The organism is Enterobacter sp. SENG-6 (assembly GCF_001605945.1).
Classification (GTDB): Bacteria; Pseudomonadota; Gammaproteobacteria; order Enterobacterales; family Enterobacteriaceae; genus Enterobacter; species Enterobacter cloacae.
In genome coordinates, this window is sequence record NZ_LOMM01000010.1 from 57,855 (window position 1) to 68,440 (window position 10,586).

The window sequence follows — 10,586 nt, forward strand, 5'->3', positions numbered from 1 at the left end:
GACAAGCAAACCACGTTCAACTCGCGAGCAAGCCCCTATTTTTTCACCGCTTCGCCGTTCAGCCAGGCTTTTTGCAGCGCAGGCCAGTACTCGCGGTTTGCCTCGATCATCTCATCCAGAATCGCTTTCGCGTGCTCCATGGTCGGCACGGTGCGATTCAGGGTAAATGCCTGCAGCGCTTTCTCATAGCTCCCTTCAATGGTTGCTTCCACCAGCAACTGTTCAGAGGCGAGCTGCTGTTGCAGCAGCGTCTGATGGAACAGCGGCACCTGGCCCACGCGGACAGGCTCTGGCCCCTCGGAGGTGATATAAGCGGGAACCTCGACGACCGCATCGTACGGCAGATTAGTAATTGCCCCGCGGTTTTCCACCATCACCAGATGACGGCTCCGCAGGTTGAAGGCCAGCGAGCAGGCGACATCGACGATAAACTCGCCGTGAACGCCAACGTGGAAGGCGTCCGGCAGGATCCCGGTACGCTTATATTCTTCGGCTGCGGCAAACAGCTTTTTCTCACGCCCGTTCATCACTTCGTTAGCGCGGGTGTAGTCCGGGTTCTGATGCTCAACAATCTGGTTCGGCATCAGGTAGTACTGCAGATACGGGTTCGGCAGATACTCCGGGAAGTTATCCATGATCGGCTTGATGTTGCGCCAGGTTTTCACCCACGACGGATCGGAGTGCTGCGGGTCGGTTTTGGCGGCATCTTCCGTCAGCAGACCAAACTTCGCGATATGTTTACGCAGCTCCGGCAGCTTGTCCTCGCCGTCCACCAACACACGGGTAAACCAGCCGAAGTGATTCAGCCCAAAGTAGTCCACCTCCAGCTTGCGGCGATCGACCCCCAGAATGGCTCCCATGTTACGCATTGCAGCAACCGGCATATCGCAAATATTCAGCACGCGGGCGTTTGGCCGCAGACGACGCACCCCCTCTGCGACGATTGCCGCCGGGTTGGAGTAGTTTACGATCCATGCTTTTTCATGCGCGTAGCGATCTACCAGATCGATAAGCTCGACCATTGGCAGGATCGTACGCAGCCCGTAAGCCAGCCCGCCGGGGCCGCAGGTCTCCTGACCAACCACGCCGTGGCGCAGCGGGATCTTCTCATCCTGCTCGCGCATTTTATACTGGCCAACGCGCATCTGGGCGAAGACGAAGTGTGCGCCGCTGAAGGCCACTTCCGGGTCATTGGTGACGGTAAATTTGATGCTCTGGCTGTGGTCGCGGATCACTTTTTCCACCACCGGAGCAATCGTGTTCTGACGCGCCTCGTCGATGTCGTAGAGGCGGATTTCGGCCAGCGGGAAGTCCTGCAGACGCACCATCAGGCTTTTCACAATACCTGGCGTGTAGGTGCTACCGCCGCCAGCAATCGACAGAATGAATGGGGGTGTAAACATCTTTAGCTCCTTTCAGAGAAACGTCTCAACGGCTTCTCGCATTTTTTTGACATGCAGCCCGTAGACCACCTGAACGTTGTTACCTTGTTTGATAATCCCTTTTGCGCCGGTCGCTTTCAGGCGCGGCTCATCAATGATGGCGACATCCTTCACCGTCACACGTAAGCGGGTGTAGCAGTTATCCACCACTTCAATATTTTCCCGGCCGCCCAGACCGACGACGATGGATTCACCCAGCCCGTCGTTATTGCCCTTCGCTTGGTACTCCTGTTTGCTGTAAAGGCGCGTCTCCTGGTCCTCATCTTCACGGCCTGGCGTTTTCATGTTGAAACGCAGGATCAGGAAGCGGAACACCACGAAGTAGAGGGCGAACATGATCAGCCCGACCACGATGTACATCGGCCAGTTGGACTTCTCCGTACCGAGCGGCAGGTTGTAGAGAATAAAATCGATAATCCCGTTAGCGCCGATGGCGTGAACACCCAGCAGGGAGAACAGCATCATCCCGATACCCGTCAGCACCGCGTGCACCACGAACAGCAGCGGGGCGACAAACAGGAAGGAGAACTCAATGGGCTCGGTGACGCCGACCAGCAGCGAAGTGAGCGCCGCCGGGATCAGAATCGCTTTTGCTGCCGCTTTACGCTCCGGCTTTGCGGTCATGTACATCGCCAGCGCCGCCGCCGGCAGGCCAAACATCTTGCTGATGCCGCGCGCATCCCATACCACCGTGCTGCTGAGCTGTTTCACCTCCGGACAGGCCATTTCCGCGAAGTAAATGTTGCGCGCGCCCTGATAAACCGTACCGCACACCTCTTGCGTGCCGCCCAGTTCGGTATACAGGAACGGGGTATAGACCAGATGATGCAGGCCGGTGGGCACCAGAATGCGCTCAAGGAAGCCGTAGATCGCCACGCCGAACGGACCAGAACCTTTGATGGCAAGCGCCATTGCGCTAATGCCGTGCTGGGCAAACGGCCACAGCTCGCTCATCACTACGCCGAGCAGCATGGAAACGGGCAGCATCACAATGGCGACAAAACAGTGACCAGAGTAAATCGCCATCGCGCCGTTAAACTGTACGCCGGAGTATTTGTTGTACAGGTATCCGGAAAGCGCGCCGGTCAGGAGCCCGGCGAACACGCCCATCTCCAGCACCTGAACGCCCAGCACCATGGTCTGCCCAGCGGCTTTCATCTGTGCTGCGTTTGCCAGTTCGCCCTGAAGCTGTAGCGTGACGTTCATGGCGTTGATAAACACCACAAACGTCACCAGCCCAATCAGCGCCGCGTAGCCTTTGTCCCGTGTTGCCAGACCAATCGGGATGCCGACGGCAAACACCAGGGCCAGGTTAACCAGCACCGACACGGCAGATTTGGCGATCAGCTGGCCGATATTCTGGATCAGCGGATGGCCGAGAAACGGCAGATACTCGGCCAGGTTGCCATTGCCCAGCACATTGCCAAAGGCGATAAACAGACCGACGATCGGTAAAATAAGTACCGGTCCGTACAATGATTTTCCGAAATTTTGTAGGGCGTTCACGGCTCGTTTCATGGCTTTCTCTCTTATTGAACCGCGCACTCGGGGTGCGTCTTGAGCTTAAAACTAGCAGGCTCCCGGCGAGCTTATCCAGCTATCTTCTTGTTTTAAAAACAAATGACGTGAAAGGTAACATGTGACGTTTGACGTTGTGATCGGCGTAACATCACCACGTTGACGATGCGAGCCGCCTTCCAGATCCTAAAAATGGACTTTTTGTATTAACGAAACTTGCGGATAATACTTATCCGGAAGACGACCAACAGGCTCCATGGGCCAGGGACAAAGGATGAAACCGTTTCGCTTAGCCGCGCTCTCTCTTGCGCTGCTCACCACGTTTACGCTTGTCGGCTGTGATAACAGCGACGATAAACCTCAGGCTGCGGCTCCCGCGGCATCTACAGCAACCACACCAAAAGCGGCGGAAAAGCCAGACGCTGACAAGCTGGCAAAACTGGCGGTACAAAGTCAGGGCAAAGCGCTCACTCTGCTTGATGCCTCTGAAGTGCAGCTGGACGGCGCCGCCACGCTGGTGCTGACATTTTCTGTTCCACTGAATCCGGATCAGGATTTCTCGAAAACCGTGCATGTCGTGGATAAGAAAAGCGGCAAGGTTGACGGGGCGTGGGAACTGGCGCCGAACCTGAAAGAGCTTCGTCTGCGCCATCTGGAGCCTAACCGCAATCTGGTCGTCACCGTGGAACGCGATCTGCAGGCGTTAAACAAAGCGACTTTTGGCATCGACTACGAAAAAGCCCTGACCACCCGGGATGTCGAGCCGACGGTCGGCTTCGCCAGCCGCGGGTCACTGCTGCCGGGGAAAGTGGTGGAAGGCTTGCCTGTCATGGCGCTCAACGTCAATAACGTGGACGTGAACTTCTATCGCGTGAAACCGGAGTCGCTGGCTTCATTCGTCAGCCAGTGGGAATACCGTAACTCGCTGACCAACTGGGAATCTGACAATCTGCTGAAGATGGCCGAGTTGGTTTATACCGGTCGTTTCGATCTTAACCCGGCACGTAACACGCGTGAAAAACTGCTGCTGCCGCTGAAAGATATCAAGCCGCTCCAGCAGTCGGGCGTCTATATCGCAGTGATGAATCAGGCAGGGCACTACAACTACAGCAATGCCGCCACGCTCTTCACCTTAAGCGATATTGGGCTGTCCGCTCACCGTTATCATAACCGTCTCGATATCTTCACCCAGAGCCTGGAAAACGGTGCGGCGCAATCCGGCGTAACCGTCACGCTGTTAAACGATAAAGGGCAGACCCTGGCTGAGGCGAACAGCGATGCCGACGGCCATGCAAAGCTCGAAACTGACAAAGAAGCCGCGCTGATCCTTGCCAGTAAAGATGGCCAGACTACGCTGCTTGACCTCAAGCTGCCGGCACTCGATCTGGCGGAGTTCGACATTGCCGGTAGCCCGGGTTACAGCAAGCAATTCTTTATGTTTGGCCCGCGTGACCTCTATCGCCCAGGCGAAACGGTGATCCTGAACGGCTTACTGCGCGACAGCGACGGTAAACCGCTACCCGCGCAGCCGGTGAAGCTGGATGTGCTTCGCCCGGATGGGCAGGTAGCGCGTACCGTCGTCGTCCAGCCGGAGAATGGTCTCTATCGCTTTAACTATCCGCTGGACAGCGGGGCGCAAACCGGCATGTGGCATATCCGCGCCAATACGGGCGATAACCAGCAGCGTCTGTGGGACTTCCACGTCGAAGATTTTATGCCAGAGCGTATGGCGCTGAATCTGAGCGGACAAAAAACGCCGGTTTCACCGCAGGATAACGTCGACTTTAACGTGGTGGGATATTACCTGTACGGCGCACCGGCCAACGGTAATGCCCTGCAGGGGCAGCTCTTTTTGCGTCCACTGCGTGAAGCGGTTCCGGCGCTGCCTGGCTTCCAGTTTGGCGATATCGCGGAAGACAACCTGAGTCGCAGCCTGGATGAAGTGCAGCTTACGCTTGATGAACAGGGGCGTGGGCAGGTCTCTACAGAAAGCCAGTGGAAAGAGGTGCACTCTCCGCTTCAGCTGATCCTGCAGGCCAGCCTGCTGGAATCGGGCGGTCGTCCGGTGACGCGTCGTGCTGAACAGGCGATCTGGCCAGCAGCCGAATTACCGGGTATTCGTCCTCAGTTCGCCAGCAAGGTGGTGTATGATTACCGCACCGATACCACCGTTAACCAGCCTATCGTCGATGAAAACGGCAACGCCAGTTTCGACATTGTCTATGCCGATGCCAGTGGGGCGAAAAAGGCTGTTTCCGGGTTACAGGTGCGCCTGATCCGCGAACGCCGCGACTACTACTGGAACTGGTCAGAAAGCGATGGCTGGCAGTCCCAGTTTGATCAAAAAGATCTCATTGAAGGCGAGCAGGAGCTGACCCTCAAGGCCGATGAAACGGGTAAAGTGACGTTCCCGGTAGAGTGGGGCTCCTATCGTCTGGAAGTGAAAGCGCCTGATGACATGGTCAGCAGCGTACGTTTCTGGGCCGGGTACAGCTGGCAGGATAACAGTGACGGCACGGGAGCCGCGCGCCCCGACCGCGTGACCCTGAAACTGGATAAGCCTTCTTACCAGCCGGGTGACACCATCCAGCTGCATATCGCCGCACCTGCCGCGGGTAAAGGCTATGCGATGATCGAATCCAGCGAAGGGCCGCTGTGGTGGAAAGAGATCGACGTTCCGGCCAACGGACTGGATCTGTCTATTCCGGTAGACAAAGCCTGGAAACGCCACGACCTCTATCTCAGCACGCTGGTGGTTCGCCCTGGCGATAAATCTAAATCCGCCACGCCGAAGCGGGCGGTTGGCCTGCTGCATCTGCCGATGGGGGATGAAAATCGCCGTCTGAATATCGCGCTGGATAACCCGCAGAAAATGCGCCCTAACCAGACGCTTTCCGTGAAAGTAAAAGCCAGAGTGAAAGAGGGCCCGGTACCACAGAAAGTGAACGTGTTGGTCTCCGCGGTGGACAGCGGCGTGCTGAACATTACCGATTACGTCACGCCGGATCCGTGGCAGGCCTTCTTTGGTCAGAAGCGCTATGGCGCGGATATCTACGATATCTACGGCCAGGTGATTGAAGGCCAGGGACGTATGGCCGCGCTGCGTTTTGGTGGTGACGGCGATGAGCTTAAACGCGGCGGTAAGCCGCCGGTGAACCATGTCACCATTATCGCCCAGCAGGCACAGCCTGTGACGCTTGATGCGAATGGTGAAGGGTCCATCACCCTGCCAATTGGAGACTTCAACGGTGAGCTGCGTCTGATGGCGCAGGCCTGGACGGAAGAGGATTTCGGCAGCAGCGAAAGCAAAGTGATTGTGGCCGCGCCGGTCATTACCGAGCTTAATACGCCGCGCTTCCTGGCAAGCGGCGATACCTCACGGTTGACGCTGGATCTCACTAACCTGACCGATCAGCCGCAAACGCTAAATGTGGCCTTAACCGCGACCGGCAAGCTGTTGCTGGAAGGGGCGCAGCCGCAGCCTGTCAAACTGCCACCGGGTGCGCGCAGCACGCTGTTTATTCCGGTGCGTGCACTGGAAGGTTACGGTGACGGCGAAGTGACGGCGCAGGTAACAGGACTTCAGCTGCCTGGCGAGACCTTCGCTCCGCAGCAGAAGAGCTGGAAAATCGGCGTCCGTCCTGCGTTCCCGGCGCAGACGGTGAATACCGGGGCCATGCTGAACCCGGGTGAGTCCTGGACTGCGCCAGGGCAGCATATCAACGGCTTCTCTCCCGCTACATTGCAGAGACAACTGCTGCTTAGCGGCAAACCGCCGCTTAATCTGGCGCGCTATATCCGTGAGCTGCAGGCATATCCTTATGGCTGTCTTGAACAAACCACCAGTGGCCTGTTCCCGTCGCTCTATACCAACGCGTCACAGCTGAAGGCGCTTGGCATTAAAGGCGACACGGACGACAAACGTCGTGCTGCCATTGATATTGGCATCTCCCGCCTTCTGCAGATGCAGCGTGATGACGGTGGTTTTGCGCTCTGGGATAAAAACGGTCCGGAAGAGTACTGGCTGACTGCCTATGTCACGGACTTCCTGGTGCGTGCCGGTGAGCAGGGCTACAGCGTGCCGACGGATGCGGTCAACAATGCCAATAGCCGACTGCTCCGCTACCTGCAGGATCCGGGCATGATGTCCATCCGCTACAGCGACGATACCCAGGCCAGCAAATTTGCCGTGCAGGCCTATGCCGCACTGGTACTGGCGCGCCAGCAAAAAGCCCCGCTGGGTGCGTTGCGTGAAATCTGGGATCGTCACGGGCAGGCGGCTTCTGGTCTGCCGCTGATGCAGCTCGGTATGGCACTCAAACTGATGGGGGATGCCCCGCGCAGCCAGCAGGCGCTGGATCTGGCCCTCAAAACGCCGCGCAACGACAGCAGAAACTGGATGGCGGATTACGGTAGCGCTCTTCGTGACAACGCGCTGATGCTCTCCCTTCTGGAGGAGTATAAGCTGCTGCCTGATGCGCAAAATAGGCTGCTGAATGCCCTGTCTGAACAGGCCTTCAGCCAGCGCTGGCTGTCAACACAGGAGAGTAACGCGCTGTTCCTGGCCGGACGTTCGCTACAAACTCTGTCCGGAGCATGGCAGGCGGAAACCTCACTCTCGGGTAGCGCATTGAGCGGTGACAAGGCGCTGGTGCAGAATATGAATGGCGATCAGCTTGGTGCGCTGCAGGTGACCAACACCGGCACGGCACCGCTGTGGGTGCGTCTGGATAGCACCGGTTACCCGGACTCAGCCCCTCAGCCATCCTCGAATGTTCTGCAGATTGAACGCCATATTCTGGCAACCGACGGCAGTTCGAAATCGCTCTCTTCGCTGAAGAGCGGTGAGCTGGTGCTGGTATGGCTGGAAGTGAAGGCCAGCCAGAACGTGCCGGATGCGCTGGTGGTGGATCTCCTCCCGGCGGGTCTGGAGCTGGAGAACCAGAACCTGGCAAGCAGCAGCGCCAGCCTGCAGGACAGCGGCAGCGAAGTGCAGAACCTGCTTAGTCAGATGCAGCAGGCGGATATTCAGCATATGGAGTTCCGCGACGACCGCTTTGTGGCCGCAGTGCCGGTGAACGAAGGGCAGCCGGTTACGCTGGTTTATCTGGCGCGCGCCGTGACGCCGGGAACGTACCAGGTACCGGTGCCGCTGGTGGAGTCCATGTATGTTCCGCAGTGGCGGGCAACGGGTGCGGCCAGTGGCCCGCTGATTGTTGTACCGTAATATGTCAGTTGCACGTCTGATACGCTCCCGCTGGCTGTGGCTGGCGGGGGCGCTTCTCATTTTATGGGGGCTGATTGTCGCCGCCGACCGCCTCTGGCCGTTGCCGCTGAAAGAGGTTAACCCCGCCCGGGTGGTGGTGGATGAGAAGGGCACGCCGCTCTGGCGTTTTGCCGACAGCGAAGGGATCTGGCGTTATCCGGTCACGATTGAAGAGGTCTCTCCTCGCTATCTTGAGGCCCTGATCCAGTATGAAGATCGCTGGTTCTGGGAGCATCCAGGCGTGAATCCTTTCTCTGTGCTGCGCGCCGCCTGGCAGGATCTGACGTCCGGTAAGGTAGTCTCCGGCGGCAGCACGCTGACCATGCAGGTTGCGCGTCTGCTGGATCCGCATCCGCGCACCTTTGGCGGTAAAATTCGGCAACTCTGGCGGGCGATGCAGCTTGAATGGCACCTCTCCAAGCGCGAGATCCTCACCCTCTACCTTAACCGCGCCCCGTTTGGCGGGACGCTCCAGGGAATAGGTGCTGCAAGCTGGACCTATCTGGGTAAACCGCCATCACAGCTCAGCTATTCCGAAGCGGCCCTGCTGGCGGTGCTACCTCAGGCCCCCAGCCGTTTACGCCCGGACCGCTGGCCGGCGCGGGCGGAAGCGGCGCGCAACAAAGTGCTCGACCGGATGGTAACGCAGGGCGTCTGGTCAGCCCGACAGGTTAACGAATCCCGTGAAGAGCCGGTATGGCTGGCTCCCCGGCAGATGCCCCAGCTGGCGCCGCTCTTCGCACGCATGATGCTGGGAAAAAGCCGTGATACCAAAATTGTCACCACTCTGGATGCCGCCTTACAACGGCAGCTGGAAGAGCTGGCAATGAACTGGAAATCCCGCCTGCCGGCGCGCAGTTCACTGGCGATGATCGTCGTGGATCATACCAATATGAAAGTGCGCGGCTGGGTCGGTTCGGTGGATATTAACGATGACACCCGCTTCAGCCATGTGGATATGGTGAATGCGATCCGATCCCCGGGATCGGTACTTAAACCTTTTATCTACGGTATGGCGCTCGACGATGGATTGATCCATCCCGCTTCGCTGCTTCAGGATGTCCCCAGGAAAACCGGTGATTATCGTCCCGGCAACTTTGACAGCGGATTCCATGGGCCGGTGAGCATGAGCGAAGCGCTGGTGCGCTCCCTTAATCTGCCTGCCGTGCAGGTGCTGGAGGCGTACGGGCCTAAGCGTTTTGCCGGCATGCTCAGCAACGCAGGGTTGCCGCTTATTTTGCCTGCGGGGGCGCAGCCAAATCTGTCGTTGATCCTGGGCGGGGCGGGAGCGCGGCTGGCAGATATTACTGCTGCCTACAGCGCTTTTGCCCGCCACGGTAAAGCGGGAAGGCTGCGCTTACAGCCAGGTGATGCGCTGGTTGAACGTCCGCTGTTGTCACCCGGCTCGGCCTGGATTATTCGCCGTATTCTGGCGAATGAAGCCCAACCGTTACCGGATAACGCACTGCCGCAGGTTGCGCCGCTGGCATGGAAAACGGGCACCAGCTACGGCTATCGCGATGCCTGGGCCATTGGCCTGAATGCGCGTTACGTGATTGGCATCTGGACAGGAAGGCCGGACGGCACGCCCGTGGCGGGACAGTTTGGTTTTGCCAGTGCCGTGCCGCTGTTAAATCAGGTGAATAACCTGCTTCAGTCGCGCTCAACGATAGACGAAGCGCGCCTGCCACGCGATCCGCGCCCGGAAAGCGTCGGGCGAGGCGTGATCTGCTGGCCTGGTGGACAATCGTTGCCGGAGGGCAGTGAAAACTGCCGTCGACGCCTGTCGACCTGGCTGCTGGAAGGGAGTGAGCCGCCGACGCTGTTGCTGCCGGAGCAGGAGGGCATCCGCGGGATCCGTTTCCCGATCTGGCTGGATAAAACTGGCAAACGCGTTGCGGCAGATTGCCCGGATGCCACAGAGAAAGTGCTGGACGTCTGGCCGCTACCCCTGGAGCCGTGGCTACCGGCAGCGGAAAAAAGAGCGGCACGTCTTCCCGCACCCTCAACGGTTTGTCCACCGCTGGATGATAACAATGCGGCACCGCTAATGATTTCGGGTGTCAGAGAGGGGGCGGTCATTAAGCGTCTTCCGGGTGAGGAAAAAGTGACAATTTCCGTCACGACCAGCGGGGGAGAAGGGCAGCGATGGTGGTTTTTAAATGGCGAGCCTCTCGAACATAAAAATCGGAATTTTTCAATGCAGTTATCTTTGCCCGGTAAATATCAATTAGTTGCCATGGATGAGGCCGGGAAATTGGCTACGCTTAATTTTGAATTAAGCCGCTAACCCCTACTCCCTATTAATTAGCTTGATAATAATCAATGTTCGTTCCTGCGAAAAAACGAGAATGCGTTTT

The 10,586-nt window shown here is 58.0% G+C and carries 4 protein-coding genes; 2 read left to right on the forward strand and 2 right to left on the reverse strand.

Going from position 1 to position 10,586, the window contains the following annotated elements; genetic code table 11:
- Window positions 1-35: 35 nt before the first annotated feature.
- Window positions 36-1,403, reverse strand: a complete 1,368-nt coding sequence (locus AX755_RS06195) for a 6-phospho-alpha-glucosidase (protein ID WP_062856464.1) — start codon at window positions 1,401-1,403, stop codon at window positions 36-38.
- A gap of 12 nt (window positions 1,404-1,415) precedes the next feature.
- Window positions 1,416-2,960: a PTS transporter subunit EIIC gene (locus AX755_RS06200; RefSeq protein ID WP_062856465.1), complete on the reverse strand. Its 1,545-nt coding sequence runs from the start codon at window positions 2,958-2,960 to the stop codon at window positions 1,416-1,418.
- A gap of 274 nt (window positions 2,961-3,234) precedes the next feature.
- On the opposite strand from AX755_RS06200, the gene AX755_RS06205 reads away from it, so the two are divergent.
- Together AX755_RS06205 and pbpC are read left to right on the forward strand one after the other, a co-directional pair.
- Window positions 3,235-8,187 carry an alpha-2-macroglobulin family protein gene (locus AX755_RS06205; protein ID WP_062856466.1) on the forward strand — a complete coding sequence of 1,651 codons (4,953 nt, stop codon included), beginning with the start codon at window positions 3,235-3,237 and terminating at the stop codon, window positions 8,185-8,187.
- A 1-nt stretch (window position 8,188) separates the two neighbouring features.
- Entirely contained in the window at window positions 8,189-10,516 is a 2,328-nt protein-coding gene (gene pbpC, locus AX755_RS06210; protein ID WP_047023265.1) for a peptidoglycan glycosyltransferase PbpC, read from the forward strand.
- Window positions 10,517-10,586 lie beyond the last annotated feature (70 nt).